The following is a 24,989-nucleotide window of genomic DNA, read 5'->3' as shown; positions in this document are numbered from 1 at the left end:
ACATGCAAGATATAAAAGTATCTAATGCCGTATACAATGAGATACTTTCAAGAAAAAAGGCAGGGGAAACAATAAGCAAGACCTTAGAGCGTGAATTAAAACCGAAAGGAAAGAGCAAAGCCTTGCAGGAATTGGAATCAATAGGAAAGGGTAAATTCTACAAAAGAAGCGAAGTCGAAAAAATGATTTAATATTTAATCCAGTTATGATATGCCTTTTCAGTCATAATTTTATAAATAAAGGCATGTCTGTAAGGTCTTATCCCTGCAATTTTATAGATTACTACATAATCGGTGACGTGTAACCTCCAAAATCCTTTAAATTCACCTTTTAGCTCGTGCTTATTACATGATCGAATTGTGTCGAAAAGATGATCCTCAAGACATTTCTTTATTTTTGCCATTATAACTTTATTTACCGCTTTATTTCTCTTTAAAAATTTAGTTGCCGTATCTGAAAAATCGGATTCAACCATATCTTACACCTTAATTATTCTTTTTTACTTCTATCATATTTCTGCTCACCTACAGCCTCTATAAACTTGTAACTGTCGGGCTTCCGTTTCCACCTGAATGAACAACATGCAGAATATTTGATATTGTCGTTTTGCTGCCGTTTGTAGCAATACACCGATAATAATGATCGTAAGCTGTGATCGCTGCATATGCGTTTGTGTATGCATCCCCGTTTGCGATCTCGCCTTCGGCACCGGTCCATGATTTTATAATTACAGTTGCCGCTGTTGCTCCGCTTATATCCGTCCATGTGTTGCCGTCGGGTGATTCCTGCCATTGGAAACCTGCCGCATTTGTCGCCGTTGCGGTTAAAGAATGATTTACCGTAACTGTTCCGACCGCAACCCTTGAACCATATACAAGCTCAATGGTTATCGATCCCGAATCGCTTCCCACAGGCGTATTATTTACATGGCCTTGAGCCACTACTGAAATAACATATGTTCCCATCTCAGAAGGTGTAAAAGATGCAGTATTTCCCGAAGAAGATAAACCCGAAACGGGAACACCGTCTTTTCGAACATTCCATGTATATTGCGGGTCTGGCAGCGAATCATGATTAAAAGTAAGCTGTGTTGTTTCACCTAAAAGCATAGGGTTTAGTGTTGCTGTAATTGTTCCCATTTTGATCACTCCTAAATAATTTTTATACCTGTTTCTGTTAGTGTCTCACTTACCGTTACGCCTGAAATTTCATTTGTTGGTGTATACGGGAAAACGTCTGTTCCGCTTCCGGCTCCTGTCTGAATAACTGTTTCACTCACCGTTACGCCTGAAATTTCATTTATTGGCTGTTCTTCATTCAGAATCGAAGACGCTTCCAGAGATTCATTAACAATAACCCCTGAAACCTCGATTGTTGGCTGTTCTTCAATTATTCGCCCGCCGCCTGTATTTTCTGCTGTGTCACTGATTACAACACCCGCGATATAGACAAGGGGATCACCCTCTACGACCTCGCCGCCTGTCGCATCTACAACCGTCCTCCTTCCATCATCCCAACAGATATCAGAATCACGCCATAAACCGCCATTATATGCCCTGCATTTTACCCCCGGACATTCTCCTGAATAAAAATAGTTCATCCCGGAAAGAACCCCGGCAGATTCTTTAAACGGTTTCCATGTTTCACCACCGTCAGAAGTATAAAGAAATTGCCAAGCTGTAGCGTTTAGTAATTGGACCTCATAAACGGTAATAAAGAAAAAATCATTCTCTACATAATAGGATGCTGTGATCTCTACCTCGGGTAGTGCTGAAATAACGGTTTCAGGTACTGCAATCTCTAATTTACTATCTTGATAAAGCCCTGAAATACCATAGAATGACATTTCAGATTCAAGCGGTGGAAAAATACCTTTTTTGTAAACTATTGCAGGCTTAAGGATGTAAGGAATATCAATTTCGCCAATTTCGACAAATCCATATCTGACATAACCAATACCCATTATAAGCCCTCATTAATTAGCTCATAATTCCACCATTTCTTTAACTGATTAAGATGCATCGGGCAGATTAGAGAAGATAAAGAAAGGCTCTTCCTTTTCACAATCTTATCAATGGCTGTTTCAGAATAGCCATAGAACATATAGAAATTCCATACCTTGCCCCCGGTTCCGTCTGCCCTCGGTGCTGCTAATCCGTGCCGGTTTGGGATTATGTGCCTGCACTGCTCACATTGAGATATTGATGAATATTCAAACGCCCCGGTGCATATGTTGATATGCTCTATTCCTTGATATTCCAGAAATGACGAATTACAGGCATACCCTGAAGCCTGAGAAGGATTGTATTCATTTGAATTGTTGCAAATCTCCGAACAATCAATAAATACCGGCTTAAGCTCTGGATACAGCGTATTTATGTATCCTCTAATCCTCTCTTTCATATCAGGATAAAGCGGAATAACAAAATGTAAATCCGAATCATTCCGGCAATGCTGATAAAGAAGATCGGCAGATACCCGGCACTCGTTCCCGCCGTAATAAAGCAGTTTAATAGGTAGATTCTGAGATTTTAGATACTCCATCCGCTTTTTAACCGAGAAAAAAAAATGATTGCGCATGATCTCACCTTACACAAACAGCATGCGGCAGGTCCACCGCACCGCTTCAGTCGTGCAATTCTGAACATTAATTTCCATCCTGCCGAAACTCATTCCTGACTGAAATTCAATTGTTCCAGCCTCATCACAGAACCACATTTTAGTTATATTGTCACTCTTGATCTCTAAAATGCAGCCTGAAGGGACAGATACACAGAGATATTTAAGTTTCCTGTTTACCTCAATGGCTTTGTTAAATGTCTCCCCAGGTGACAGATTTATATTTTCTGTTGATTCCGGATACTGTATCAGAAGATCCTCATTGTTGGCACTCGAAACCCCGGCCAGAATCCCGGCAAGATATCCTTTTATCTGTAACATCTCATTACAGAACGTGCAAGGTTTCAATTCTCCCATTTTCCCACTCCCTGAATAAACAGTTTCATAAATTCAATCATTTTAATGCCTCTTTTTCTTGACATACAGATAGAGGAAATAAAGAGCAATTCCTAAGAGAACACCTTTGATAAATTCGATTCTCTCCGGGGTTAACCAGGTGCTTTTATCCTCCGTGGTTCCTGCCTGCTTCAGTATTTCATCGCAGGTTTTACATTCTGACATAGTTTCATTCTCCCGCCGAGAGGGGTTTTAAACCCACTTTCTCCCGGCATTCATTAAGAGCGGTTCTGAAACGCTCCGAAAGTCTCCGGATCTCGGATTCATAACCGCCGATCCGGTATTCCATGTGAAGGACTACAATAAGAATTGCCGTCAAAAGTCCGTCTGTAAACTCGATCGGCATCTATTTCACCTTAGAATACAGGAACACAAGAACACCGAGAACACCGAGAAGGGCAATAATCCCGACGACCACATTTTTTGTATCTTTTGCCGTTTCGCCTCCGAGCGTCCGAAGACCGGCCCCGGCTCCTGATAATGCCGCGTAACTGCCAACCCCGAGACCGCCGCCGACAAGAGCAGGATATACGGCATGTTGGGCGCTCTTAGTCTTCGCAAACTCCTTTGCAGGCGTAACCATAGTTAAAAGGCCCTGCTTTGCAGACTCCCCAAGGCCGATCGCTGCATCCTTCGCAGATCTCAGGGTGGGGGTCACTGTGTTGGCGATCTTCGGGGCAGTGCTAAAGACTGACATTCCCGATCACTTCCTCAAAGCGATAAGGGAAAAGATCAGAGCAAAGATCGCAATGATCGCAATCGGTTCAATCACTATGCACACGCCGCCGCATTCTTCGGTTGGCGTTTCTTCGGTTGGCGTTTCTTCAATCGGGGTTACTTCGTCCATTTTTTACCAACTCCATTTATGCAGAGGCCGGGGATTTCCTCCCCGTTCCTCTTCTGCGTCCCGTAGATCCTCCGCTCTTCCGTGTGGTCTTTCCAAAGGCTGGAAGGGCGGGAAGCTTTACCCGCTTCCCGGTCGCCTGAGAATAAGCGTAAGCTCCGCCGATTACCACGACACCGCCGACAACGATCAGACCCGGAAGGGCGAGGCCGTGCGATCTGAACCATTGCAGGACATCGCTTAATATCGGTATTCCGTCGGCAAGGCGGGTTGCGTCCTGTGCTGCATCCTCCACCACTTCGTAATAAGTGCCGTCACCGAATGCCGGATCATAATACCCGCCGGTCGCCCCCAGGTATTCGTCGTATGCGTCACCATAGAGGGAATCATACTGGTCCTGCGTAATCTGCCCGGACTGCAAAGCGGCTTCAAGCTCTGCCACATACTGTTCAAGGGCTGCGATATATTCCGCGTCACTCATGGCCCCGGCTTCATACTGTGCCTGTAAATTCGTTAACTGGTCTTCCAGTTGTTTGATATAGGCCACATACTCCGAAACATCGCCCTGATCCGGTGTCCCGCCTCCCTGAAGGGAAGATCCCGATCCGAAAAGGGCCATTGCTGTAAGTCCGCCAAGTCCGAGCAGACCAGCCCCGCCTGCTGCCTTTCCTAAAAGTCCGGACGAGGGCGCTTTAACGGCAGACGAGAACGCCGCGTCTGTGCCCTTTGCCCCCGTCTCAATGACCGGCGAAGCGGTTTTTACAAAGGTTTCTCCCACCGAAGAAACTTTAAACGTAGGCTCTGCCGCACTTGAAAAGATCTTATAGGTAGGCTCTGCGGTCTTCGTGTAAAACGAAGTCGCACCCGATCCGCCCTTTGTCCATCCGCCTAATACGTCCGCCTCTCTGACAGCCAGATCAGTAATGCGGGAGTCTGTGCCAACATTCGGGAGCTTTACCGCAATTCCTGTAATTTCAGGAGTATTGGAAAATCCCTTTAATCCGGTTCCGGTGTTAGATATCACCTTTGCCCCGGTTTCCGCCGCGTCTGCGGCTCCGAAAAGTTTAGTAATTTTAAACATTTCTCCACCTGTTGTAACTGCTTTTCCTCCTTTGATCAAGGCCCTGCTCGCACCATATCCAAGGCCGCCCGTAAATACACCGAGCGCAATTGTCCCGACATCGATCCCTGCACCGACATAGTCCCAGGTATCGAGATCCTTCCCTCTTCCCGTAAGGAGCTTGTTTGAAACATTCACCAAATCCATAGGAAGGAGGACATCGGCCGCCGCCGTTCCTGCGAACTGAACGCCTCCGGTTCCGGCATCTCCTGAAGTGATCCGGGTGATGGAATCGTCATAACTCCGATCGCGTGCGCCTATAATGGAGTCAATACCCCCGGAAATGGCAGATAACGCCCCGCCGAAGATATCCCCTTCATTATTCTGAACGGATACACCCGCCCCGGCTGGCACTGTGCCCAATTTCTTTTTGGTTAGCCAGCCGTGATCACTGTAAGTACTGAGTGTATCCGCTCTTTCGCCCGCGTTTAAGACCTGAGAAGAATAGATCACATTCCCGGACAATCCGTAGGAAGTCAAAATACCGGCGTCCGGGGTGTCAGTCCATGAGGAAAAACCCGCCGGGACCTGTGTATTTCCCTTGCCCGTGTTGAACCAGAGATAATTATCTTCTACGGCATAAGGAGAGGCGAACTGCCCCAAATATCCTAAAGATTCCCCTGTTTTCGGATCTGTAAACTGAACGTCAGGATTCCCGTAGTTCAAATTAAACCAGTCTGTAGATTTTACAGAGCTGTCAGATCCCCCCAGGTATGAAGAAACGGAATTAAAGGCATTTGCCGCCCCTGAAAGATCAATCTCCGGCAGGGAGATTTTAGGAAGAGATCCGGAGGCAACAGCCGCCACGGTTCCGGCGGCAACAGCCGCAGGAATGGCAACCGTAGGGAGTGAGACATTCGGTAAAGACGACACTTTAGGGAGTGAAACCGCAGGAAGGGAAACCTTCGGCAGAACGTTTACAGTCTGTTTTTCAATAGCACTCAGACCGGAAGATACCGCCCGACTTGCAGAACTCAAACCAGAAGAAGCCGCCCGACTCGCAGAACTCAGACCCGAAGATACCGCCTTACTTGCAGAACTCAGACCGGAAGAGGCCGCCCGACTTGCAGAACTTACCCCGGAAGATACCGCTTTACTTGTAGTGCTTGCAGTGGATGATACGGTCTTTGTCGCACCCGAAACTATCGAGTTACCAAGTGAGAGGAGACCAGAAAATAAACTCATTCATCCACAACCTCTAAAAAAGGAAGATTTATGCCGCCTCAATAACTGCCGCATTGTAAGCGGCGGTATTTACGACATACTCCACGTTGATCACTCTCACCTTTCCGGCTGTTTCGGATTTCGTGGCAAGCCTGACATCGCCGGGCTTGAAAGTCCATCCTTTCACGCCGAAAGCGTCGTTTGTGATCTCCCTCCCGTAATCGATAATTGCAATGCCGTTTAGAAGGTTTGCAACGTCAAAGGAACGTTTGTTTGTCTCTCGAAGCGTGGTGAAATGACAGGAAAACATATCCTGTCTGTTCGGGACTTCCTTAATGATCCCGACCTCCGAAGGGGTGACAGTTCCGCGAACGCCTGATGTATCCAGTACGGAAATATAACTCTGTCTTAGTGCCGTGCCGGTCGGAAGATTCAGGAAGGAATGAAGATCGCTTGTTGCGTCGAAAGGTTTTGAAACGGTTGTTACCTTCGGTTCGGCCGAGCCGACAAGGCCCTGACCGTATACGGAGAGTATTTCGGCCTCTGTCATTATGACTTCTTCAAGGGTGACCTTCCCGGTGTATGATGTGATCGCAACGTCCGTAGCGATCGAGGTTCCAACGCTCACCGATAGATCAAGGCTCTGCTTCCCAACGGCAATAATGTCGCCCTTGTCGAGAGTCAGCATGAAAGTAAAGGTTTCGCTTCCACCGGCGGGTATTGATACGGCAGTATCCGGGTTGACTCCTACGCCGTGCTCATCATACCAGTTCATGATCGCCACATCGAGGCCCGAAAGCTGATAGTGCACATTGTTTGAATCTGAGACAAGGCGGATCTCGCTCATCTTTTCCAGAATTGCGGCGATCGTCCCGCTGTATGCTGTGTCATCGCTTGAATTTTCAACAACGATCGTGTTGTGAATCAGGAACTTGTCGACAACTGCGGTTGTCGGGATCTCCACTGTCTTATTTGTCAGTGTGAAATCGTCCGTAAGGGTTCTTTTTGTTCTCATCATGGTTTTTACCTCCCCTTACTTCTTCAGTGCCACATAAAGGGCAGTGGCACCGGCGATCACAAACGCACCAACGACAAAAGGAAGAGCCTGCTTCATGAAAGCCTCTTTTCCTGCGTCCATGCCTTTTTTAACTGCATTTTCTACACTCATTTTTATCAAAAGGCAATCACAGAAAGAAAATAAAAAGATGAGAAAATCCGCACCAATCCAAATTAAAAATTGAAAATTAACCGTAATGTTTCGTTATTCTGTGAATCTTACCCGCCTTAATCACCTTAAATCCGTTTTCATTGTGGTCATATCTGACAATATCATGCTTTTTCAGAGTCCGATCAATATCCGAGAAATTCGGGATTATTCCTTCTACATATCGGATATCCTGCGGGATATTGAATTTACCCAGGTATGTTATACCGCACTGAGACCACAGCAATTTAGGGAAATCCTGTATCCTCTGAGTTATAAAACTGGCAAACATCCCATAACCGCGGCCCTCTCTGGCGAAGAGTTCCAGCCATTCGTTAGATTTCTGAGGGGACGGATTAAATAAATGGGCTTCCTCAATGTAGATATTCCGCCTTGATTTATCGTTATAAATCGTATCCAACAACTGATCGTATTGCTCGATTAGTGCCTTTGTTCTCATATCCGGGGAAGGATAGCATAATAAAAAAGGAGTCTGCATGGCTCTTTCAAAATTATATGAATACCCCGGTTTAATCTGCAAGGTCTTAACCTGCTTCAATGCCGCTAATCCGATATGATTTCGGGTTTTTGTATCGAGGATAATAAAGGGCTGTTTCTGTTTGTAGTCTTCTTCAATGAGTAACCCGGTAAAATGGCTTTTTCCGCTCCCGGTTCCTCCGGCGATCATCCTGTGCTTTCCTTCTTCCATGTCTTAAAACCGTCCTTCAATATACTTTTAAAACTCTTGATGTCAACTGAACTTCAATAAAGGCCCATAACAGGGATACAAAAAACCCCATACAACAAAAGAAAAGGGCCGAACCACTAAGATTTAAATTATCCCTTATCACAAGGAAATTAAAGATCTGAACTGCTGAACAAAGCAGGAAAATAAGTATTAGATAGATATTTTTGCGGCTCCGGGTTCCTTCGGCGTTCATCATGTGTTTTCCGTTATCCATTTAAAAACCGTCCGTTAATTTAGGTTTAAAAATTCTGTAAATCTGCCAATTCTCAACGAAAATCCACCATAAAAAGGTATAAAATCCTATTCCAAAAAAAACAAGTCCGAGAATTTCATTAATGATCCCTATGCCCTGTGATGCCATCCATAGGCCCGCAAGTATTAATAAAATGTTAATAATCTGAGCTACCAGGCTGATTAAGAAAATCCCACTAAGAGAAATGATTTTTTTTAAGGAATATTCTATCATGAAAATGCCTTTGCCCTATCTTCCATCTCTGAGATGTTCCGGGTGATTTCCGCGCCTAACCCTGTTAAATTGTGCTTTGGGGTTTCAGGCTCCGGGATCTTTCGGATAGGTTCGGGTTTTTCTTCAATCTGTGGGGCGGTTTCCTGCTTCTCTTTTGCCTTGTTTTCCTCTTCCTTTTGTTTGTCTATCACCGCAAGGATTACAGGGATGTAACACGCGGATAATCCACCCATGCCGAGGATCAGGCATAGGATCGGGCTGTCTGGAATATCTCCATCCGGGGCATAATGCCAAAGAGCTTTATTCAGAAATTCACGGCTGAAGTTCTCCCATAAGGAAAGGTTCGGTTCCGGTAGTCCTTCCTTTTTGCAGTATGTGGCGGATTCATTAACCCCGATATCGATCAGGGCTATGAAGGGGTGATCTCCCTTATTATCCGTGTATGATTCCGGTTTGTAATCCTCCCCCGTCCGGGTCGGCTCTTCGTCATCTTCCCGGACTGTCACAGATGCGGTTATATCCTTTTTCAGCAATTCATCGAAATCATTCATTTATTGGCTCAGCCTCCGCCTTTTTACGAACCATGAAAATAATTTCCGTATCTTCGAGAATGATCTGCCCCTTGAATCCGCCGTTTTCATAGGCGGATCTGGCTTTATCCATATCGATTTCATCCGCGAATTTCTGAACAGCTTCAGACAGGCCGCCAAGCCCTTTTAATGCCTTCACTTGATCCAACATTTTAACCCTCAGATAGTCGGATATCCCGCCCTGTGTAACCCTTCATAGCCGGTTCGATGCTCTTTCACTTCCTGATCCCCTTTAGCCCGTCGGACATCATTTTTAGCACGCCAGCGGGATAGAAAAAACCACCCTGCAAGTGCACCCCCGATCAGCACAAGGGCCGCCACAATGACATAAGTCATATTACAGCCTTTCTTATCCTCTTCCGGGGGCTGATCTTCCTCTTTCCCGTCGGATTCTTCCTCTAAATCCCTGTTGATCAAGGCTTCAATATCAATATCCTGAACCTCGGATTTAAGGGAATCAGGGTTATTTTCAACGGTCGGGATCTCCCCCGGCTCGTCTGCTTTTTTTGTGAAATCCGGGGAAATGACAGCACCAGAAATATAAGCTTCTATTTCGTGCGGTTTTGCATAATGCTTAGAAGTTGAACGACATTTCGAACATTGCGGTTTTTTGCTCCCCTCGTTCGGTTCCCACATATGCCCGCATTTATTGCAGACTAATAGGACTGTCGGATTTTTTCGGTTTTTTTCCATATGGCTTTTTAATCTCCTTCTAATCCGTCTTAAATATTGAATTTCTCGGATTTTCGCATATTTTTATACAAAAATAACAGAGTAAAAAGCGTAAAAGGTGAAAAAGACATGACTACAATCGATGTAAACGTAATTGTTACACTCGTGTTGGTCTTTGCAATGTGTATTGTTGCAATAGCAACCAGTATCGGGCCTATGTTCCTGTCATATCTCGAACGCAAAAGAAAAGAACAGGCAGAAGACGACGCCCGCAGGAACAGGGAAAAAGATCTCTGTGTATTGCTCGGTAATCTTGTAAAAGTAGATGCTACCTTTGATTATGTCGGAAGTAGAGGGGGCAACAGAGAGATCGATTATAAAGAGGTTCTTAACCTGCTTCAGCCTCCGGCAAAGTCCGGCGGTAAAGGGGAATAATAAAAAATCCTCCTTTCTCACCCCGCAAATCGTTTCAATCCACACATCCAAAAAGATGTGACTAACTATTAATTTTTAATTTAATTCCACTTTAAAGCCTTCTTTATCCATCCTTCGACGGAAATCATAATTCTTTGTATAATTCTCGACAAACTGAAAAAGTGTTGTAATCCCTGCCAGATAATTTAATAATTTCTCGTCTTCGGAATTTACAAAAATGCTCAACATAACTACAGCCTCATACGATCGCCTTTATATACTTTCAGTGATTTTTGAGGCGGTCGAGAATAAACCAGATTTAGTTAACAGAAACAAGAATTTACAAGGACAATAATTAAATAGTATTTGTTTTTTGCCGTTTATCGATAAATTAAACTTTATTTCATTATTTATCGTTTATTTACTCTTATTTTCCGAATCAGAGAAAATTTAAGACCCTATATTAGATTTTTACAGATACGCTTAAGTATTATGAAATATATTCGTTGCATGATATATATTTGTTTGATAGAATTTTGGATTAATCCGGGTTTAAATATTTGCTCTTTTCGTTGCATACCCCACCCCCTGTTACGTCGTACGCAACTTAACCAAAAAATGTAAAGAAGAAATTAAAATTTTGATTGACTCTATATACCAGACAATTAAAAATCAATTTGCGGCTTGTTTATTAAAACACGTTATTATTTAAATAAATCAAGATCACGATAGTATTTTTATAAAATCATGATTTCTTTTAAAAATGTATAGGTTATTTTACAAGATGCAACAAAAAGAGGGAGGGTCTTAGACCCCAGCAACCCGCCATATTTTTTAAATTCAGGCGTTTAAATCGCCCCGAATTTTCAGCCCATAAAATGCACTATTTAAATAATTTGATCTGTCATACACATATTAATTGAAGAAATCATGAGAGAAGAAATAAACCAGATTTTTTTAACAGGCTTTAGTTTGTGGGTATAAATTTAATTAAGTTTTAATTGATGTAAATAAATTTTTTAGGGGTCGGGCAATGGGGGGCTATTATTTAGTTTTTTCATTGTCTGGCGTTTTTTTGGGTGGATATATGGAAGAAATAAAAAAAAATTGAAGAATTAAACGACAGATTAGGAAAACTTGAAACAGATATAAAAAATATACAAAAAAAGAAGGATAAAGGGAGAAAATAAACCCTATTTTTTAAGGTCCTCAACTTCTTTTTCTAAAATAACAATACGATCTGTCATTTCTTTAACTAATTTTAATATCTCTTTCTTTTCAGACTCGAATTTATAATATTCTGTTATCGCGTGAACAATTTCACCTGTTCTGTCTCTAAAATTATTTTCTGCTTCCTTGTCAATTTGCTCCACTAATTTTAAAGGCAGTCTGAATCCTACAGGTTTTAATTCACTTTTTGTAGCCATGCTTATTCTGTTATACACCGTCAAACAATTTTAGTTTGAGTTTTGCAATGTATATACAATGTATGACAAATTATATATTGGCTGATTTGCAATGTTATACACGGCATAACAATTTGCCAGGTGTGATAAACATAAGTAAAGTCAATTTCCCCGAACGGATCATCGTCCGGGTATCTTCAAGTGAATTAGATATCCTTGATGATATTATCAAGAGTGACAAGCCTCCAAAAGACATATCGGGGGCTGTCAGGTATTGCATTAAGAACATAGGTTCAAAAAAGAAGAATTCAAAATCTGCAAAACCAGAGATACCGAAAGAACCAGATTATGATACAACTTTTAAAACAGCTCTGAGTTTAGAGAAAGGGGCGGTATAATGCAGGAATCCGGTCTACCGGTCGCCGATTGGTGGATTGATAAAAGCCGCGGATTTCTTTCTGAGGTAGAAACCGGGCAGGATGTTCATTCATGGTTAACAGAATTAGCCGAAAAAGTCCGGCAATGGGAAAAAGCCGAAGATATCACCATTAAAACGATATGGGTTTCAGATTCAGGCCATATTTATTCCCGTTATAGACCGAATACAGGCCGCCATAAAACGGACTTTACCAAAGCTGAATATTCCCGACCTTTCGATATGATCCTTGCGGACCTGAAGGATATTTGCGAAAAATACGGGATCTTCTTCGATGAATTGAGTTTCCCGAAAAACCATGAAAACCGGATCAGTGCTCAAGGTCGGCATCGTTACATGCCTGTAAGTGCCCGTTTTTATCACTCGGTCGATCTCGTGGTGGTGGAAAAATGATATTAGAGGCCGTTTGTAAAATCAAATTTGAAAAAGGGATAGAACCCAATGAAGCAGAGGCGATTATCGATCACATAGAGAAAAATATACTTGGTGTCAGCCGAGCAGAAATCGGGACCATCAAAAAGATCAATGAGGACGAAGAAAGACCTGTTAAAGTCGGTTTAAATTTTAAATCAGATAAAAATTTCAAGATTCTTCAGGCAGTACTCGATGATGAAAAGATTCCAAATTGGATGAGTGAAGACGCCCAAGGGAAACAGGAAGTTTGTTTCCATTATAAGGTGGAAAAATGATCGATATTCTCCAAACTCCCGCAATGCTCGCCGGTCTCGCCGGGGGAGTTCTGACAGTTAGCCAAAGGCGGAAATATCGAAAGGCCGGTTATTGTTCTTGGATTTTCGGCAATACTCTTTGGACTATAAGCGGGTTTTTTACAGGCAATGTTAATTTAATCGTGCAATTTGCCTTTTTTGCAGTCCTCGCCCTTAAGGGTGTTCGCCTGAATGCAGGAGATGATCAAAATTCAAACTAAATACATGATCACGCCCGCCGAATACCAAATGATCATTACAGATCCCCGGTGTTCAGAAGGTCATAAATTTATTTTAGATCTCAAAATCTCAGAAGGAGAAATAGAGATAAAGGAAACGACGGAACAAACCGAAAACGCAAATTAAACCGCAAAATTCAGTTAAAGACCACATCAGGATAGCGGAAGCTCTAAACAATGGATCTGAATCTCACCGACACCCAGAAAAGGATCGCCTCTCTTGCGGCTCGCGAGGATCTCACCCAGGCACAGATCGCCCGGCGGGTAGGTTGCAATAAATCCACTGTAAGCCGGACAATTGCAAAACTCATAAAATTTGGTCTACTGCAACCGTCCCCTAAAACCGGCTATACCTGCCGGTGGTACAAAGGATCGCCAGATCTCAGAACCGGGCGGGATCTTGTCGTATCCCGTCCTCATAACTACCAACTGAAATATCAGATCCTACACACAGACGGAGATCTCTCACTCGACCCGGTAAGTGTCGGGTATTACAAGCCGTGGAAACCTCGCGGCGATGTCCGTTATAAATTCTTATGGGGCTGTGATTCCCCCGGTTCTGCCAATATCACGATCGATGTTCATCCCCATACGATCATAGCCTACCCGGACGGAAAGCAGGAACTGTCCGCCCCTTCTCTTGAAATTCTCAATACTCGGGTACTGCTTGAAACACACGAAGCCGTGACCTCATGGGTTCGCGCTCAATTTTGGCAAGGTTGTAAAATCGAGATTAACAAGCCGGAGGTATGCGGGGAGCTTATCACCCGTCCGCATGTCGCCTTCAGGGGATCGTCTGGCCTTATCGATCAGGGTGTAACACTCCCCGGGTGGTGGACTGATCATAGTCACGGAATCCCGGAAGTCGAAACCGATCAATGGCAGGATGCAACGACCCTCGACGAAGCGATCCGCACCATTCAGGGCATGACCCCGATCTTTTCTGAATTACCTCAATTAACGCGGGAAATCCGCGAAATTCACGACGAATTAAAAAAACTAAAAGGAGAATCAGGAAAATGAAAAAGAAAGCATCAGAGAAGGCCGCCGCCTTAATGGCGATAAGGCCGGAATATGTCGAAAAGATTGCCGAAGGTACAAAAACCTTTGAATTACGCCGGAAAATCGGGCAGGAATTTGTAGAAAGAAAAATCCCTACAATTGCTGTCTATTCCTCCGCTCCCACACAAAGGATCGTCGGCCTGATAGAAGTATTGAAAGTTCATCACATGTCCTTAAAAGATCTCTGGCGTCTTGTGGAAGGATCTGCCGGGATCTCATACATTCAATATCAGGAATACTTTAAGGGTGTTTCTTCAGGTTACGCGATCGAGATCCTCCGGTATATTCCCACCTTCTACAGCACACTCTCAGAGTTAGGGATCACCCGCCCGCCGCAAAATTACCAGTTCATCAATGAAACGCAGTTGGATCAGATCCTCTCTAAGGGGCTGATGTGAGTGAAGAAAATAAGCCATATCTGTAATTTTTGCGGGGAAGAGGTAGATCCTAAAAACTGTCTTTGCATCTCCGCAAATCGCTATGATGCGGTTGTAATTATTGAATGGGGTGGCTGTGGTGTTGAATTATGCAAATGGAATGAACAGGCGCATTTTTGCAATGAAAACTGTTTAAAAGCCTATTTAATGCAGGAGGGCAGGGAAAAATGAGGGTTTTGGTTGCGTGCGAATTCTCAGGAAACGTAAGGAATGCATTTATTGAACACGGACACGACGCGATCAGCTGCGATATACTCCCTTCCGAATCACCCGGTCCACATTATGAAGGAGATGTAAGGGACATCTTAAATGAAAAATGGGATCTTATGATCGCTCACCCCCCCTGTACTCATTTAGCCGTGTCCGGAGCCCGTTTTTTTGCAGAAAAAAGAGCGGACGGCAGGCAACAGGCAGCGATTAAATTTTTTATGATGTTTGCAGACTGTCAACACATCCCCCGAATTTGTATAGAGAATCCGGTTTGTATCATGTCTACAATTTGGAGGCCACCGGATCAATATATTCAGCCGTGGCAGTTCGGACACCCTGAACCTAAAAAAACCGGATTGTGGTTAAAAAACCTTCCACTTCTCCGGCCGGCTAATATTGTTGAGCCGGAGTATATCATAGGAAAGAAAGACGGGAAAAAATATTCAAGAGTTCATTTCTTATCTGCAAGCGGGAAATTTACAAACGAAGAACGAAGTAAACTTCGATCAAGAACATACCCGGGTATTGCCGAGGCAATGGCTGAACAGTGGGGATCTCTAAAGGGTGATGTTTCATGAAACATACCCTAATAAATGCAGATGTAATCAAAGGACTTCAAAAACTCCCCGTTCAATCGGTTCATACCGTTGTAACTTCTCCCCCATATTGGAGTTTAAGAGACTATGGTATAGAGGGTCAGATCGGTTTAGAGGAGACACCAGAAGCACATATACAAAAAATAGTTGAAGTGTTTAGAGAAGTCCGTAGAGTTTTAAGAGACGATGGGACATTATGGCTCAATTACGGAGATTGTTATACATCGGGAAATAAAACAGGGCATGGGAGTAAGATCGGATGGAAGCAACAAACAAACAGGGGTAGCGACGGATTAAGAGATGCCCCGCGGCTGCCAATGCCTGCAGGATTGAAAAATAAAGATCTTGTAGGTATGCCATGGAGAATTGCACTTGCATTACAAGAAGACGGGTGGTATTTAAGGTGCGATATTGTTTGGAATAAACCAAATCCTATGCCTGAAAGTGTAAATGACAGGCCGACCCGGAGCCATGAATATATTTTCCTTATGACTAAAAGTCCTCAATATTTCTATGATGCAGAAGCAATCCGGGAAAATGTTTCCGGGGGAGCACACCATCGAGGAGACTATAAAGGGGATCTACCTAAAACTGCAAACCCAGGTAAGCGAATAAAAAATAATTCGTCTTTCACAAAAGCATGTTGGGGTTCCAGCGATCCCCGGGTATCATCTTCATCAAGGAACCTGCAGGGACATTCAGGAAATTTAAATTCTGAAGGAAAACCGTTATGTGATAAATTTTCACGAAATGCCCGTTCAGTCTGGACCATTCCCACACAACCCCGTCCAGACGCTCATTTTGCAACATTCCCCGATGAACTCGCCCGGCGTTGTATTCTTGCCGGGACATCTGAATATGGATGTTGTCCACATTGTGGCACTCCTTGGGTGAGAATTGTTAAAACTGAAGGTGGCACAACAGGACAGGGGTGGCATGATCATTCAAATGACCTGCAGAAAGGCCAAATCGCCCCGCCCTCCTCTTCATTCAAAGACTATCGGAGGTATACGGAAGGGTGGACATCCAGCTGCACCTGTGAAAAAAATACTCCAATCCCTTGCACTGTCCTTGATCCGTTCGGCGGGTCCGGCACAGTTGCGGATATCGCCAGGGAGCAGAACAGATCAAGTATTCTTATAGAAATAAATCCATCTTACGTTGAAATGCAAAAGCAGCGTTTAAGAGCAGATGAACAACTTGATACTGGGATCTGCCAGATTGAGATTATAACATGAAATTCTTTTTTTTATTCATCAGCATCCCATGAAATCATTTTACAGATGGGGCACACATACCCGATCGGTAAGTATCTTTGTTTGCCATCTTGCACCGGCCGGATGAAGGATCTTATCATAGGTTTGCCACACATGGGACACCGGGGGGCTGACCCTTTCTTCTTCTGATCTCTCATAGCATGCTATTTTTTAAAGTACGGGCATATAAATATATCTCTTTAATTTGCAAGTTTGAAGGGAAAAGACAACATTCATAAAATAGGGCTTTGAACTTTGAATGTCTCTAAGCCTCAGCCGAGATTTGAACTCGGGACCTGCTGATTACAAGTCAGCCGCTCTGCCAACTGAGCCACTGAGGCGCACTAACAATTTTAGTTCTCAAAGATTAAAAAAGGTGGCGATTGGTTTCTCGTCTTTCGCCGGTTTCGTCCTTTGGCCCAAACCCAATTCTTAATCAGAGAATAGCCACAAAAACTGATCACAACAATCCGGATGTTTGAATATGGGTCGCCTGAACGTGGATATTGGAGGAAGCCCGGGGAGGGACTGCCGCGGATTCTGTAGTTTCTGTTATTTCAAGCGGCTGAAGAAGGAGGATGATCCTGAGCCGTTCGGGTGCAAATACTGCCTCCCCTTCTCTAAAGGGTGCGAATACTGCACCAACGGCGTCCGCGAAAAATACGAGGGATTCAAGGATCTAAAAGAGGTCGCCGACAGCGTCCTCGCCGATCTCCAGATAATGGACGGCGATCTCACCGGAATTACGATCAGCGGCGGAGGCGATCCCTCCTGCTACCCCGAATTCCGGGACTTAATGGAGATCCTCGGCAGCATGGAAGTCCCGATCCACATCGGCTATACAAGCGGAAAAGGATTTGACGATCCCGACCTCGCCGAGTTCATGATCGAAAACGGCCTATCTGAGATATCCTTCACAGTATTCGCAAGCGACCCCGCACTCCGGGCGAAGCACATGGGCGATCCCACCCCCGAAGTCTCGCTTGAGATCTTCAAAAGGCTCTGCAAAAAGATCGACGTCTATGCAGCGGCCGTCGTCCTCAGGGGCGTAAACGACGGAAAAGTCCTCGAAGAAACCTGCCGGTGGGTCGAAGAATGCGGTGCGAAGGGGATCATCCTCATGAGATTCGCGAACCGCACCGACCAGGGACTCATACTCGGAAACGCCCCCATAATAGATGGGCAGATGCTTCATACCGTTCGTGAATTCTCCGAGATCGTCTCTGACCTGAACTCGAAGTTCAAAATGAAGATCAGCGGAACACCGCTCGGCGACCCCTCCATCGGCTCACCGTTCGCAATCATAAAAGAGCCCGATCTCCTCGAAAAACTCCCGAGAGTAGAGAAGAAGGCGACCATAATCACCGGCTCCATCGCCGCCCGCCCGATACAGCAGGTGCTCGATGCATGCGGAAACGAAACCTGGGTCTACGGAACGGAGAAGGAGATCGCCTGCCTCATAACAATCGACGACCTGAAGACCGTCGATCTCTCGAAGATCGAAGAGACCGTAATCATCCCCGGCAGGTGCTTCGTCCACGAAAAAGAGGCCGAAGAAGTCCTCTCCGCAGACGGTGTTCAACGACGGATCGTAAGAGGCCCCGAGATGCTCACCGCCGATGCGGAGACCAGCATGGGCATGGATAAAAACGGAGTTTTGGAGATGGAGATGGAAGGGTTTGCAGATCTGATCCGGCTCATCAATATGTACGGAAAGTAAAAATCCCTTTTACCTGTTTGTTCTGATCTCTCTCTTACACCCAGCCCCTTGCCTTCATCGCATCAACGACCTCTTCAAGAGCGATAGTATATGCTGCCTTCCTCATCGTAATCGAATTCTTCTTTGAAAATTCCAGCACCTTATGGTAGGCCCTCGTCATCTTCTCGTCCAGGCGTCGGTATATGTAATCCTCCGCCCAGTGATCCATATTCATATTCTGGACCATCTCGAAGTACGAGACGATCACCCCGCCGCCGTTGCAGAGAAGATCAGGGATGATATGAATCCCCCTTTTGTTCATTATCTCTTCCGCGGCAGGAGACGTCGGTCCGTTCGCGAACTCCGCAAGGATCTTCGCCCTCACTTCATCTGCGTTTTTTTCGGTAATAGCATTCTCCAGTGCAGCAGGGATGAGGACGTCGACATCCAGTTCGAAAAGCTGTGAGTTCGTGATATCTTCGGTCCCCGGAAAGTATCTCACCGACCCCGTCTCTTTCTTGTGCTTCATGACTCCCGCAACATCGAGCCCTTCATCCGAGTAGATCCCGCCGCTGCTGTCCGAAACCGCAACGATCCTGCATCCTGCAAACTCCTTCCCGATAAGTGCGGCATTATATCCTACATTCCCGAATCCCTGGATCGCAACAGAAGGTGCAGCCTCACCGGTCTCTGCTTTGGATTCGGGTGAATAAGATGTCTCCTTCATCTCCATCCCGATCCCCGTCTCCTTTGCCGCCTCCCGGATGCAGTACCACCCTCCCCGTGCGGTCGAGTCGTGACGGCCCTCCGATCCGCCGAGTGACAGCGGTTTTCCTGTAATCGCCCCGAAATGGACGCATCCCGTCTGCCTGATGTATTCGTCGATCATCCATCCCATAGTCTGTTCGTTCGTGTACACATCCGGTGCGGGAATGTCCCGGTCCGGGCCGATAGAACAGTCCAGCGCCTGGATATACGCCCTCGAAAGCCTCTCCAGTTCGCCCTTCGACATGGCTTTCGGGTTGCACACGACTCCCCCCTTCGCACCGCCGAGCGGAAGCTCGTGCAGGGCGCACTTGAGTGTCATAATCGCCGCAAGTCCGCGTATCGTCTCGATCGTCTCGTCCGTGTGATACCTGATCCCTCCTTTCGCAGGCCCGCGGGCGTTGTTGTACTGGACCCTGAAGCCCTGGAACGTTCGTATGGTTCCGTCATCCATCCTCACCGGGAGGGAGACGTGGATCTCTTTCATCGGGCTCTTAAGAAGCGATTCCAGGTTGGGGGTCAGCTGCGGGCCTGTTGCGCAGGTGCAGATGTTTTGCTTGACCGATTCGAAGAGGTTCTGCTCCATATTCATCCGTCCTTTTTGGTAACTGAGGAGTCGCGGCATGCGGATAAAAATATTCCGTATCAGGATTACAAAGAAACTTATCCTCGGGGACTAAAACCAGTTACATGAGGAAAGGATGAAGGCAGGATATCTACAGGTCTATACAGGCACAGGCAAGGGAAAGACGACCGCGGCATTCGGCACCGCGATGAGATCTGTTCTGCACGGGGGCAGGGTTTTCTTCGCCCAGTTCATCAAGATGTCGGAGACAGCGGAGCTTCTTGTGCCCGACCATTTCAGCAATTTTACAATCATGCAGTTCGGCGAAGGTTTCTTCCTCGACAGGGAGCCTACCGAAGACGACCGGAGGCTCGCTGAAGAAGGATTTTCGAAATGCCTGGCCGTGATGTCTTCGGGAGAATACGACCTTGTCGTAATGGACGAAGTGAATGTCGCGATTCATTACGGCCTCCTTGACCCGGCAACCGTCGTTGCGGCGATCGAATCGAGGGCTCCCGGCACGGAGGTCATATGCACCGGAAGAAATGCGCCGCCTGAACTGATCGAGGCCGCGGACCTCGTCACCGAAATGAGAAAGATAAAGCATTATTTTGACAAAGGCGTCCGTGCGAGAGAGGGTATAGAATACTAAACTCCTGTAAAAAACCCTCCTTCCTGCCTTTGTCCGGCACTGGTAATATGTTCTCTTCTCCCCAATAATTAATCATGAATAATAAAGTCCCGCGGGACGAGCTGAAGTCGAGAATGGACCGCTTCAGGGCGGGAATGAACAAATCCCATCCCGGCTGGGAGATGGCCGCAATATTCGGCAAGGTAAACCTGTATTATTTCACCGGGACGATGCAGGACGGGGTTCTGCTCATCCCGTCGAACAGCGATGCGGTCTTCTGGGTCAGGAGGAGCTGCGAGAGAGCTGTCGCAGAGTCGCAGTTCCCGGATATCAGGCAGATGAGAAGCTACCGTGACGCCGCAACAGCCACCGACGACCTGCCGCAGACAATATTCGTCGAGACCGAACTGGTTACACTCGGTCTGATCGAGAGATTCCGGAAGCATTTCGGGTTCATCGATGTGAAATCGCTCGACTATGTCCTCGGGATGGTCCGGGCGCAGAAGAGCGATTACGAGATCTCGCTCATGGAGAAGTCGGGGAAGATCCACCGCCGCGTTCTCGAGGAGCGTGTCCCGGAAATAGTCAGCGAAGGAATGAGCGAACTCGATTTCGCCCTGAAACTCTATTCGCTCATGATGGAGGAAGGTCATCACGGTGTGGCCAGGTTCGGTATGTTCGACACAGAGATACTCGTCGGCCAGATAGGATTCGGCGAGAGCTCGATCTATCCTACCTGCTTCAACGGCCCCGGCGGAGCTGCCGGACTCGGGCCCGCTGTTCCCCTGCTCGGCAGCCGCGAGAGGAAGCTTAAACACGGAGATCTCATATTCGCAGACACCGGGTCCGGGTTCCACGGATATCATACCGACAAGACGATGACCTATACGTTCAAAGAGCCTCTCTCCGAAGATGCTGTGGAGTCCCACAACGGCTGTCTTGAGGTACAGGACAGGATCGCCTCCATGCTCCGGCCCGGAGCTGTCCCTTCGGAGATATACCGGGATGTAATGGAATCCCTCAATAAGGACTTCCTCAAGAACTTCATGGGCTACGGTGACCGGACCGTGAACTTCCTCGGTCATGGTGTCGGTCTCCTGGTCGACGAGATCCCCGTAATCGCGGCAGGCTTCGACGAGCCCCTCGTCGAAAACATGGTCTTTGCATTAGAGCCGAAGAAAGGCGTAAAGGGTGTCGGGATGGTCGGGGTCGAGAACACCTTCGTCGTGACACCCTCAGGCGGACGATGTATCACCGGAACACATCCCGGCCTGATGCTCATCGAGTGAACAGCCTCTCCCGGCTCTCCTCCCACTTTTAGAAAAATATACCTTTTTCAAAGACTAAAAATCCTTAATGAAAACGCCCTTCCACGTAATGCTGATCCCCACCCTCGGGTGCCCTTCGAGATGCCGCTACTGCTGGAGTTCCGATGTGAATTCGCCCCGGATGAGCATTGATACGATAAAGGACGTAGTCGCCTGGATGAAGGATCTGAAAGACAACCAGGTCACGTTCACGTTCCACGGGGGCGAACCTCTCCTTGCCGGGGCGGATTTCTACCGTGAGGCGCTCCCTCTTCTTGCAGAAGGCCTCCCGCATCTCGATCCCGCATTCGCCATCCAGACCAACCTCTGGCTGATGACACCGGAGATCGCCGATGTCCTTGCAGAGTATAATATCCCGGTCGGCTCGAGCATCGACGGGCCGAAGGAGATAAACGATCTCCAGCGTGGCGAAGGCTACTTTGATAAAACCTTAAAAGGCTACAAGATCGCCAGAGAGCAGGGGCTTGACGTCAGGTTCATATGCACCTTCACCTCCGAATCCGTAGAGAGGAAGGAGGATATCTTCCGGTTCTTCCTCGATAACGGCCTGACCCTCAAGCTTCACCCGGCACTTCCGTCCCTCAAGGCTTCAGAACCCGAGAAGTATGCCCTTGCGCCGGAAAAGTTTGGTGAGCTTCTCGTATACCTCCTTGATATGGCGCTGGAGCATTTCGGCGAGATCGAGATCATGAACATCAACGATCTCTGCAGGTGCGTATTCACGAGGCACGGGAACGTCTGCACTTTTGCGGACTGCATGGGCAGCACCTTCGCGATCGGTCCGGACGGGAGCATATACCCCTGCTACAGGTTCGTCGGTATGCCCGAGTGGGTGATGGGAAATGTGGCTGACAAACCGTCGATCGAAGAACTGATGTCATCCGGTGCGGGACGGAAGATGCTGGCGTTTAAGGATTATGTGGATAAAAACTGTGGCGGATGCGCACACATCAGATACTGCCGCGGGGGGTGCCCGTACAATGCAATCGCACCTTCCGGCGGGGAGATCTGCGGTGTCGATCCCCACTGCCCCGCATATAAAAGAATCTTCGACGAGATCAACGACCGGCTGAATACGGAGATGTTCGAGGCGCCGGCTGTGGATATGTATGCCTTCAGTTCGAAACGGAAGAAGAAGTCCGGGCCGGGGGTAATGTCACTTATACAGGACATGGCCTTCAACAGATTTTAAATTAAAATAGAGAAGACAGGGAATTGAAAATTCAAAAATGTCTGATCCTGTTTTGATGATTAAGACGACGTGAATTGAATTATTAGCAGGTGAATGGTGCCCCCCTTCCAGCCTGATAATTTGGTTTTCCGGTATGTCCGTTTGCAGGTCTATAGACTCTTTGATAAATAACTGGAGTTCATCCGTCGTTCCTAACGGAGTGACTCTCCACTTACATCTTCGTCTTATCTATTGACATTTATTATGATGATGAAAATTAATCGATCTGATTAATTGACTATAATTGGCAAAATAATGATTTCTAAATTAATCAAAAAAATGGGAATAATTGGTTATATCCAGAGACAGCACAATAAGGCATACACTCCCATAAGAATGATGAATTTGCCGTCAATGAAAATTTCATAGATCATTTTGGTAATATTCTCCCTGAGGGAATAGATGAGATAGCACTGTACATATACCATACTGAGCAAAAGGAATAAAACCTGTGGGGATGGAAGCCCTTCTAATCCAAAATAAACTATGACCAGACCTGCTGAAATGTTAAGTACTGAAAGAAGCACGACTGTTCTTTCTTTACCCAGCATTGCAGGGATTGTCCGGACTCCTGAAGCAATGTCTCCTTTTACATCCCTTATATCAAATACAACCGTACTTGTGAAAACCAGAATGAAAAAAAACAATGCGACGATGTAAGTCGAAAATCCCGGGAGGGTGGATGAAAGGTAGACCGGCAGAAAGGCCGGAGGAATCGCCCATGCTAAAGCGACAATCAGGCTTTTTAAAACCGGGACTTCTTTGATCCTTGAAAAACCTATACTCTTTGGGAAGATAGGGATACTGTATAAAATTCCTGCAATAAGAGGCAGTAATGTCATGAAAAGGGCTTCGGTTCCATAAATCATTCCAATCCCTGCAGCAGTGATGTACGACAGGATCGATGATCTGTACAGAAATGAACCGTGTTTTTTTGTAAAGTGATATCTTTCATAATGGTTCATCATATCTTCCGCTTCGTCGGTTTTCCTGTTGAGGTTATATACGCCGTATGTTACGAGTATCATGATCAGGGCCGCAACCGGGCTGAATGCCAGGTCCTGAAGCGAGCATGAAAGAAAAACCATTGCGCCTCCGGCAAAGGAGAGATACAACGAGCTGTAGACAAGTGTTTGGATAATCCTGCTGAAGTCAGGGATTATAATGTTTTTTTCCAGTGCAATGTTGTGCATGGAAATTGGTGAAAATGGATCATTAACATTTATTGTGTCGATGAATGTTAATGGATCAGGATAATTATGTATGTATATTTTATAAAATTATTTTTAATCCTGGTGATTGATAGCAAAATCTTTGGAACTTGATCTGTAATATTCGAAAAGTCTTTGTCCCCATTCAATTGCTATTTCGTCAGAATTGATAAGATCAGCAGTGAAATCGTAGAAATCAGGCTCTTTGGAATATAATCCAAGGGAGAGGCAATTGTCCGTTACAGTCATTCCGATTTTTATCGCTTTAGGATAGACGTAGATCCTGAAATTGTCACGATCAATTATCGTTTTTAAAATTGCTTCATATGGCTCTTCCTTCATCTTTGCTGAAATTTCTGAAGTTACAATCAGCTCTACCTGAATTCCTCTCAATACGGATTTTTTTATTATTTCTGCATGTGAAGGACTCATAAACGATGAAATTCCTTTTATGAACGATGCTTCATCTAATAATTTTATAAAATTAAAATGAACTTTTAATATATTGTCTTCTGTGTTATGGATTATTGCTGAATTATGAAGATCGCCGATATTTTCAAGGAATTCGGCAGGTATGTCTTTAGTATCGTGATTATACCAGAATTCACGGTTTGAATCGGAGAGGCTGATGATTTTTACAAGCTTTTCAATCTCTTTTTCCAGGATCTTTCCTATGATTGTAAGGCGATAACCCTCCTTCGTCGATTCGATATAACTTAACGCTTCCAGCTGTCTTATCTTTGGAATAATCGCCTGTGAAGAACTTCCTGTTATGTCGCGAAGTTCAGAAAGCGATTTTTCTCCGCTGCCCAGGGCAATAAGAATCTGTGTAATGAGTCTGGATCGAAAAATCCCCCTTATTTCCTCCTGACGCTCATTATATGCATCAATTACGGGATTCATTCATTTACTAATTGAAATTCCTGTAGATATATGTTTGCAGATTTGATCGCTAAATACTCATATTCTCAGG

34 protein-coding genes and 1 tRNA gene are annotated in these 24,989 nt (G+C 45.6%); 14 read left to right on the top strand and 21 right to left on the bottom strand.

What is annotated here, in order from left to right:
• Positions 1 to 2: 2 nt before the first annotated feature.
• A complete protein-coding gene (locus MPET_RS11705; RefSeq protein WP_013330250.1) occupies positions 3 to 191 on the top strand; it encodes a hypothetical protein in 189 nt (62 codons plus the stop codon).
• On the opposite strand, the gene MPET_RS11700 is transcribed toward MPET_RS11705, so the two are convergent.
• The 16 genes from MPET_RS11700 to MPET_RS11635 form a co-directional block, all read right to left on the bottom strand.
• Positions 188 to 475 carry a type II toxin-antitoxin system RelE family toxin gene (locus MPET_RS11700; RefSeq protein WP_013330249.1) on the bottom strand — a complete coding sequence of 96 codons (288 nt, stop codon included), beginning with the start codon at positions 473 to 475 and terminating at the stop codon, positions 188 to 190. The two genes, MPET_RS11705 and MPET_RS11700, sit on opposite strands and share 4 nt — an antisense overlap.
• A gap of 58 nt (positions 476 to 533) precedes the next feature.
• Complete coding sequence (locus MPET_RS15180; protein WP_013330248.1) at positions 534 to 1,139, bottom strand: PKD domain-containing protein; 606 nt, start codon at positions 1,137 to 1,139, stop codon at positions 534 to 536.
• 11 nt (positions 1,140 to 1,150) lie between these two features.
• Positions 1,151 to 1,963, bottom strand: a complete 813-nt coding sequence (locus tag MPET_RS11690; RefSeq protein ID WP_013330247.1) for a hypothetical protein — start codon at positions 1,961 to 1,963, stop codon at positions 1,151 to 1,153.
• On the bottom strand, positions 1,963 to 2,403 hold the full coding sequence (locus MPET_RS11685; RefSeq protein WP_148222234.1) for a hypothetical protein: 441 nt from the start codon (positions 2,401 to 2,403) through the stop codon (positions 1,963 to 1,965). The genes MPET_RS11690 and MPET_RS11685 overlap by 1 nt, the downstream gene beginning before the upstream one ends.
• A 186-nt stretch (positions 2,404 to 2,589) precedes the next feature.
• Positions 2,590 to 2,976: a hypothetical protein gene (locus MPET_RS11680; RefSeq protein WP_013330245.1), complete on the bottom strand. Its 387-nt coding sequence runs from the start codon at positions 2,974 to 2,976 to the stop codon at positions 2,590 to 2,592.
• 42 nt (positions 2,977 to 3,018) lie between these two features.
• Positions 3,019 to 3,180 carry a hypothetical protein gene (locus tag MPET_RS15395; RefSeq protein ID WP_013330244.1) on the bottom strand — a complete coding sequence of 54 codons (162 nt, stop codon included), beginning with the start codon at positions 3,178 to 3,180 and terminating at the stop codon, positions 3,019 to 3,021.
• Positions 3,181 to 3,184: 4 nt separating this feature from the next.
• Positions 3,185 to 3,361: a hypothetical protein gene (locus MPET_RS15390; protein ID WP_013330243.1), complete on the bottom strand. Its 177-nt coding sequence runs from the start codon at positions 3,359 to 3,361 to the stop codon at positions 3,185 to 3,187.
• Positions 3,362 to 3,712 (bottom strand): hypothetical protein, encoded by a 351-nt coding sequence (locus MPET_RS11675; RefSeq protein WP_013330242.1) that lies wholly within the window; start codon positions 3,710 to 3,712, stop codon positions 3,362 to 3,364.
• A gap of 6 nt (positions 3,713 to 3,718) precedes the next feature.
• Positions 3,719 to 3,862, bottom strand: a complete 144-nt coding sequence (locus MPET_RS15385) for a hypothetical protein (RefSeq protein ID WP_013330241.1) — start codon at positions 3,860 to 3,862, stop codon at positions 3,719 to 3,721.
• Positions 3,863 to 3,878: 16 nt separating this feature from the next.
• Entirely contained in the window at positions 3,879 to 6,164 is a 2,286-nt protein-coding gene (locus tag MPET_RS11670; RefSeq protein ID WP_013330240.1) for a hypothetical protein, read from the bottom strand.
• Positions 6,165 to 6,192: 28 nt separating this feature from the next.
• Positions 6,193 to 7,161 carry a hypothetical protein gene (locus tag MPET_RS11665; RefSeq protein ID WP_013330239.1) on the bottom strand — a complete coding sequence of 323 codons (969 nt, stop codon included), beginning with the start codon at positions 7,159 to 7,161 and terminating at the stop codon, positions 6,193 to 6,195.
• Between the two features lie 15 nt (positions 7,162 to 7,176).
• Positions 7,177 to 7,311 (bottom strand): hypothetical protein, encoded by a 135-nt coding sequence (locus MPET_RS15615; RefSeq protein WP_013330238.1) that lies wholly within the window; start codon positions 7,309 to 7,311, stop codon positions 7,177 to 7,179.
• A 76-nt stretch (positions 7,312 to 7,387) separates the two neighbouring features.
• Entirely contained in the window at positions 7,388 to 8,056 is a 669-nt protein-coding gene (locus MPET_RS11660) for a helicase HerA domain-containing protein (RefSeq protein WP_013330237.1), read from the bottom strand.
• A gap of 501 nt (positions 8,057 to 8,557) precedes the next feature.
• Complete coding sequence (locus MPET_RS11645; protein ID WP_013330234.1) at positions 8,558 to 9,112, bottom strand: hypothetical protein; 555 nt, start codon at positions 9,110 to 9,112, stop codon at positions 8,558 to 8,560.
• Positions 9,105 to 9,302, bottom strand: coding sequence for a hypothetical protein (locus MPET_RS11640; protein ID WP_013330233.1), 198 nt, complete (start codon positions 9,300 to 9,302; stop codon positions 9,105 to 9,107). Before MPET_RS11640 ends, MPET_RS11645 begins: the two co-directional genes overlap by 8 nt.
• Before the next feature lie 8 nt (positions 9,303 to 9,310).
• Positions 9,311 to 9,844, bottom strand: coding sequence for a hypothetical protein (locus MPET_RS11635; protein ID WP_013330232.1), 534 nt, complete (start codon positions 9,842 to 9,844; stop codon positions 9,311 to 9,313).
• A gap of 108 nt (positions 9,845 to 9,952) precedes the next feature.
• Between MPET_RS11635 and MPET_RS11630 the strand changes: the two genes are divergently transcribed.
• Positions 9,953 to 10,258 (top strand): hypothetical protein, encoded by a 306-nt coding sequence (locus MPET_RS11630; RefSeq protein WP_013330231.1) that lies wholly within the window; start codon positions 9,953 to 9,955, stop codon positions 10,256 to 10,258.
• 1,172 nt (positions 10,259 to 11,430) lie between these two features.
• Here the strand turns inward: MPET_RS11630 and MPET_RS11625 are convergent.
• Positions 11,431 to 11,664 (bottom strand): hypothetical protein, encoded by a 234-nt coding sequence (locus MPET_RS11625; RefSeq protein WP_013330229.1) that lies wholly within the window; start codon positions 11,662 to 11,664, stop codon positions 11,431 to 11,433.
• 77 nt (positions 11,665 to 11,741) lie between these two features.
• On the opposite strand from MPET_RS11625, the gene MPET_RS11620 reads away from it, so the two are divergent.
• From MPET_RS11620 to MPET_RS15545, 8 genes are all read left to right on the top strand, one after another.
• The gene (locus MPET_RS11620; RefSeq protein ID WP_187287557.1) at positions 11,742 to 12,041 is read left to right on the top strand and encodes a hypothetical protein; all 300 of its coding nucleotides are present in this window, start codon (positions 11,742 to 11,744) and stop codon (positions 12,039 to 12,041) included.
• Positions 12,041 to 12,472, top strand: coding sequence for a hypothetical protein (locus MPET_RS11615; protein WP_013330227.1), 432 nt, complete (start codon positions 12,041 to 12,043; stop codon positions 12,470 to 12,472). Before MPET_RS11620 ends, MPET_RS11615 begins: the two co-directional genes overlap by 1 nt.
• Positions 12,469 to 12,768, top strand: coding sequence for a hypothetical protein (locus MPET_RS11610; RefSeq protein ID WP_013330226.1), 300 nt, complete (start codon positions 12,469 to 12,471; stop codon positions 12,766 to 12,768). The genes MPET_RS11615 and MPET_RS11610 overlap by 4 nt, the downstream gene beginning before the upstream one ends.
• 434 nt (positions 12,769 to 13,202) lie before the next feature.
• Positions 13,203 to 14,048, top strand: coding sequence for a MarR family transcriptional regulator (locus MPET_RS11600; RefSeq protein WP_013330224.1), 846 nt, complete (start codon positions 13,203 to 13,205; stop codon positions 14,046 to 14,048).
• Positions 14,045 to 14,485, top strand: a complete 441-nt coding sequence (locus MPET_RS11595) for an ASCH domain-containing protein (protein ID WP_013330223.1) — start codon at positions 14,045 to 14,047, stop codon at positions 14,483 to 14,485. Before MPET_RS11600 ends, MPET_RS11595 begins: the two co-directional genes overlap by 4 nt.
• Complete coding sequence (locus MPET_RS15175) at positions 14,486 to 14,695, top strand: hypothetical protein (protein ID WP_148222232.1); 210 nt, start codon at positions 14,486 to 14,488, stop codon at positions 14,693 to 14,695.
• The gene (locus tag MPET_RS11590; protein WP_013330222.1) at positions 14,692 to 15,312 is read left to right on the top strand and encodes a hypothetical protein; all 621 of its coding nucleotides are present in this window, start codon (positions 14,692 to 14,694) and stop codon (positions 15,310 to 15,312) included. Before MPET_RS15175 ends, MPET_RS11590 begins: the two co-directional genes overlap by 4 nt.
• Entirely contained in the window at positions 15,309 to 16,568 is a 1,260-nt protein-coding gene (locus MPET_RS15545) for a DNA-methyltransferase (protein ID WP_013330221.1), read from the top strand. The genes MPET_RS11590 and MPET_RS15545 overlap by 4 nt, the downstream gene beginning before the upstream one ends.
• A gap of 286 nt (positions 16,569 to 16,854) precedes the next feature.
• On the opposite strand, the gene MPET_RS11580 is transcribed toward MPET_RS15545, so the two are convergent.
• A tRNA-Thr gene (locus tag MPET_RS11580) sits at positions 16,855 to 16,927 on the bottom strand.
• A 143-nt stretch (positions 16,928 to 17,070) separates the two neighbouring features.
• Between MPET_RS11580 and mmp10 the strand changes: the two genes are divergently transcribed.
• Complete coding sequence (mmp10, locus tag MPET_RS11575; RefSeq protein ID WP_013330220.1) at positions 17,071 to 18,306, top strand: methyl coenzyme M reductase-arginine methyltransferase Mmp10; 1,236 nt, start codon at positions 17,071 to 17,073, stop codon at positions 18,304 to 18,306.
• A gap of 34 nt (positions 18,307 to 18,340) precedes the next feature.
• Here the strand turns inward: mmp10 and MPET_RS11570 are convergent, their stop codons facing one another.
• Entirely contained in the window at positions 18,341 to 19,642 is a 1,302-nt protein-coding gene (locus MPET_RS11570; protein WP_148222231.1) for a Glu/Leu/Phe/Val family dehydrogenase, read from the bottom strand.
• Between the two features lie 109 nt (positions 19,643 to 19,751).
• On the opposite strand from MPET_RS11570, the gene cobO reads away from it, so the two are divergent.
• The 3 genes from cobO to MPET_RS11555 all read left to right on the top strand — a co-directional run bounded on the left by cobO (position 19,752) and on the right by MPET_RS11555 (position 22,766).
• On the top strand, positions 19,752 to 20,267 hold the full coding sequence (cobO, locus tag MPET_RS11565; protein WP_013330218.1) for a cob(I)yrinic acid a,c-diamide adenosyltransferase: 516 nt from the start codon (positions 19,752 to 19,754) through the stop codon (positions 20,265 to 20,267).
• A gap of 74 nt (positions 20,268 to 20,341) precedes the next feature.
• On the top strand, positions 20,342 to 21,535 hold the full coding sequence (locus MPET_RS11560; protein ID WP_013330217.1) for a M24 family metallopeptidase: 1,194 nt from the start codon (positions 20,342 to 20,344) through the stop codon (positions 21,533 to 21,535).
• A 67-nt stretch (positions 21,536 to 21,602) separates the two neighbouring features.
• A complete protein-coding gene (locus MPET_RS11555) occupies positions 21,603 to 22,766 on the top strand; it encodes a TIGR04083 family peptide-modifying radical SAM enzyme (protein ID WP_013330216.1) in 1,164 nt (387 codons plus the stop codon).
• A gap of 332 nt (positions 22,767 to 23,098) precedes the next feature.
• Here MPET_RS11555 and MPET_RS11550 read toward each other — a convergent pair whose 3' ends face one another.
• Positions 23,099 to 23,998 (bottom strand): UbiA family prenyltransferase, encoded by a 900-nt coding sequence (locus tag MPET_RS11550; RefSeq protein WP_013330215.1) that lies wholly within the window; start codon positions 23,996 to 23,998, stop codon positions 23,099 to 23,101.
• 93 nt (positions 23,999 to 24,091) lie between these two features.
• A complete protein-coding gene (locus MPET_RS11545; RefSeq protein ID WP_013330214.1) occupies positions 24,092 to 24,919 on the bottom strand; it encodes a helix-turn-helix transcriptional regulator in 828 nt (275 codons plus the stop codon).
• Positions 24,920 to 24,989: the final 70 nt, after the last annotated feature.

The organism is Methanolacinia petrolearia DSM 11571 (assembly GCF_000147875.1).
In the GTDB taxonomy this organism is placed as follows: domain Archaea; phylum Halobacteriota; class Methanomicrobia; order Methanomicrobiales; family Methanomicrobiaceae; genus Methanolacinia; species Methanolacinia petrolearia.
Note: the sequence above shows the minus strand (reverse complement) of the source record. Positions and strands in the feature narration are given on the sequence as shown.

Bases quoted from the DNA above. Each gene is read 5' to 3' on its own strand.
- MPET_RS11705 (WP_013330250.1), top strand. From the start codon at position 3: ATGCAAGATATAAAAGTATCTAATGCCGTATACAATGAGATACTTTCA.
- MPET_RS15385 (WP_013330241.1), bottom strand. From the start codon at position 3,862: ATGGACGAAGTAACCCCGATTGAAGAAACGCCAACCGAAGAAACGCCA.
- MPET_RS11675 (WP_013330242.1), bottom strand. From the start codon at position 3,712: ATGTCAGTCTTTAGCACTGCCCCGAAGATCGCCAACACAGTGACCCCC.
- MPET_RS15395 (WP_013330244.1), bottom strand. From the start codon at position 3,180: ATGTCAGAATGTAAAACCTGCGATGAAATACTGAAGCAGGCAGGAACC.
- MPET_RS15615 (WP_013330238.1), bottom strand. From the start codon at position 7,311: ATGAGTGTAGAAAATGCAGTTAAAAAAGGCATGGACGCAGGAAAAGAG.
- MPET_RS15180 (WP_013330248.1), bottom strand. From the start codon at position 1,139: ATGGGAACAATTACAGCAACACTAAACCCTATGCTTTTAGGTGAAACA.
- MPET_RS11560 (WP_013330217.1), top strand. From the start codon at position 20,342: ATGAATAATAAAGTCCCGCGGGACGAGCTGAAGTCGAGAATGGACCGC.
- MPET_RS11570 (WP_148222231.1), bottom strand. From the start codon at position 19,642: ATGAATATGGAGCAGAACCTCTTCGAATCGGTCAAGCAAAACATCTGC.
- mmp10 (WP_013330220.1), top strand. From the start codon at position 17,071: ATGGGTCGCCTGAACGTGGATATTGGAGGAAGCCCGGGGAGGGACTGC.
- MPET_RS11590 (WP_013330222.1), top strand. From the start codon at position 14,692: ATGAGGGTTTTGGTTGCGTGCGAATTCTCAGGAAACGTAAGGAATGCA.
- MPET_RS11600 (WP_013330224.1), top strand. From the start codon at position 13,203: ATGGATCTGAATCTCACCGACACCCAGAAAAGGATCGCCTCTCTTGCG.
- MPET_RS11595 (WP_013330223.1), top strand. From the start codon at position 14,045: ATGAAAAAGAAAGCATCAGAGAAGGCCGCCGCCTTAATGGCGATAAGG.
- MPET_RS11645 (WP_013330234.1), bottom strand. From the start codon at position 9,112: ATGAATGATTTCGATGAATTGCTGAAAAAGGATATAACCGCATCTGTG.
- MPET_RS11555 (WP_013330216.1), top strand. From the start codon at position 21,603: ATGAAAACGCCCTTCCACGTAATGCTGATCCCCACCCTCGGGTGCCCT.
- MPET_RS11615 (WP_013330227.1), top strand. From the start codon at position 12,041: ATGCAGGAATCCGGTCTACCGGTCGCCGATTGGTGGATTGATAAAAGC.
- MPET_RS11670 (WP_013330240.1), bottom strand. From the start codon at position 6,164: ATGAGTTTATTTTCTGGTCTCCTCTCACTTGGTAACTCGATAGTTTCG.
- MPET_RS11545 (WP_013330214.1), bottom strand. From the start codon at position 24,919: ATGAATCCCGTAATTGATGCATATAATGAGCGTCAGGAGGAAATAAGG.
- MPET_RS11700 (WP_013330249.1), bottom strand. From the start codon at position 475: ATGGTTGAATCCGATTTTTCAGATACGGCAACTAAATTTTTAAAGAGA.
- MPET_RS11630 (WP_013330231.1), top strand. From the start codon at position 9,953: ATGACTACAATCGATGTAAACGTAATTGTTACACTCGTGTTGGTCTTT.
- MPET_RS11680 (WP_013330245.1), bottom strand. From the start codon at position 2,976: ATGGGAGAATTGAAACCTTGCACGTTCTGTAATGAGATGTTACAGATA.
- MPET_RS11625 (WP_013330229.1), bottom strand. From the start codon at position 11,664: ATGGCTACAAAAAGTGAATTAAAACCTGTAGGATTCAGACTGCCTTTA.
- MPET_RS11635 (WP_013330232.1), bottom strand. From the start codon at position 9,844: ATGGAAAAAAACCGAAAAAATCCGACAGTCCTATTAGTCTGCAATAAA.
- MPET_RS15545 (WP_013330221.1), top strand. From the start codon at position 15,309: ATGAAACATACCCTAATAAATGCAGATGTAATCAAAGGACTTCAAAAA.
- MPET_RS11550 (WP_013330215.1), bottom strand. From the start codon at position 23,998: ATGCACAACATTGCACTGGAAAAAAACATTATAATCCCTGACTTCAGC.
- MPET_RS11685 (WP_148222234.1), bottom strand. From the start codon at position 2,403: ATGAAAGAGAGGATTAGAGGATACATAAATACGCTGTATCCAGAGCTT.
- MPET_RS15390 (WP_013330243.1), bottom strand. From the start codon at position 3,361: ATGCCGATCGAGTTTACAGACGGACTTTTGACGGCAATTCTTATTGTA.
- cobO (WP_013330218.1), top strand. From the start codon at position 19,752: ATGAAGGCAGGATATCTACAGGTCTATACAGGCACAGGCAAGGGAAAG.
- MPET_RS11610 (WP_013330226.1), top strand. From the start codon at position 12,469: ATGATATTAGAGGCCGTTTGTAAAATCAAATTTGAAAAAGGGATAGAA.
- MPET_RS11640 (WP_013330233.1), bottom strand. From the start codon at position 9,302: ATGTTGGATCAAGTGAAGGCATTAAAAGGGCTTGGCGGCCTGTCTGAA.
- MPET_RS11660 (WP_013330237.1), bottom strand. From the start codon at position 8,056: ATGGAAGAAGGAAAGCACAGGATGATCGCCGGAGGAACCGGGAGCGGA.
- MPET_RS11690 (WP_013330247.1), bottom strand. From the start codon at position 1,963: ATGGGTATTGGTTATGTCAGATATGGATTTGTCGAAATTGGCGAAATT.
- MPET_RS11665 (WP_013330239.1), bottom strand. From the start codon at position 7,161: ATGATGAGAACAAAAAGAACCCTTACGGACGATTTCACACTGACAAAT.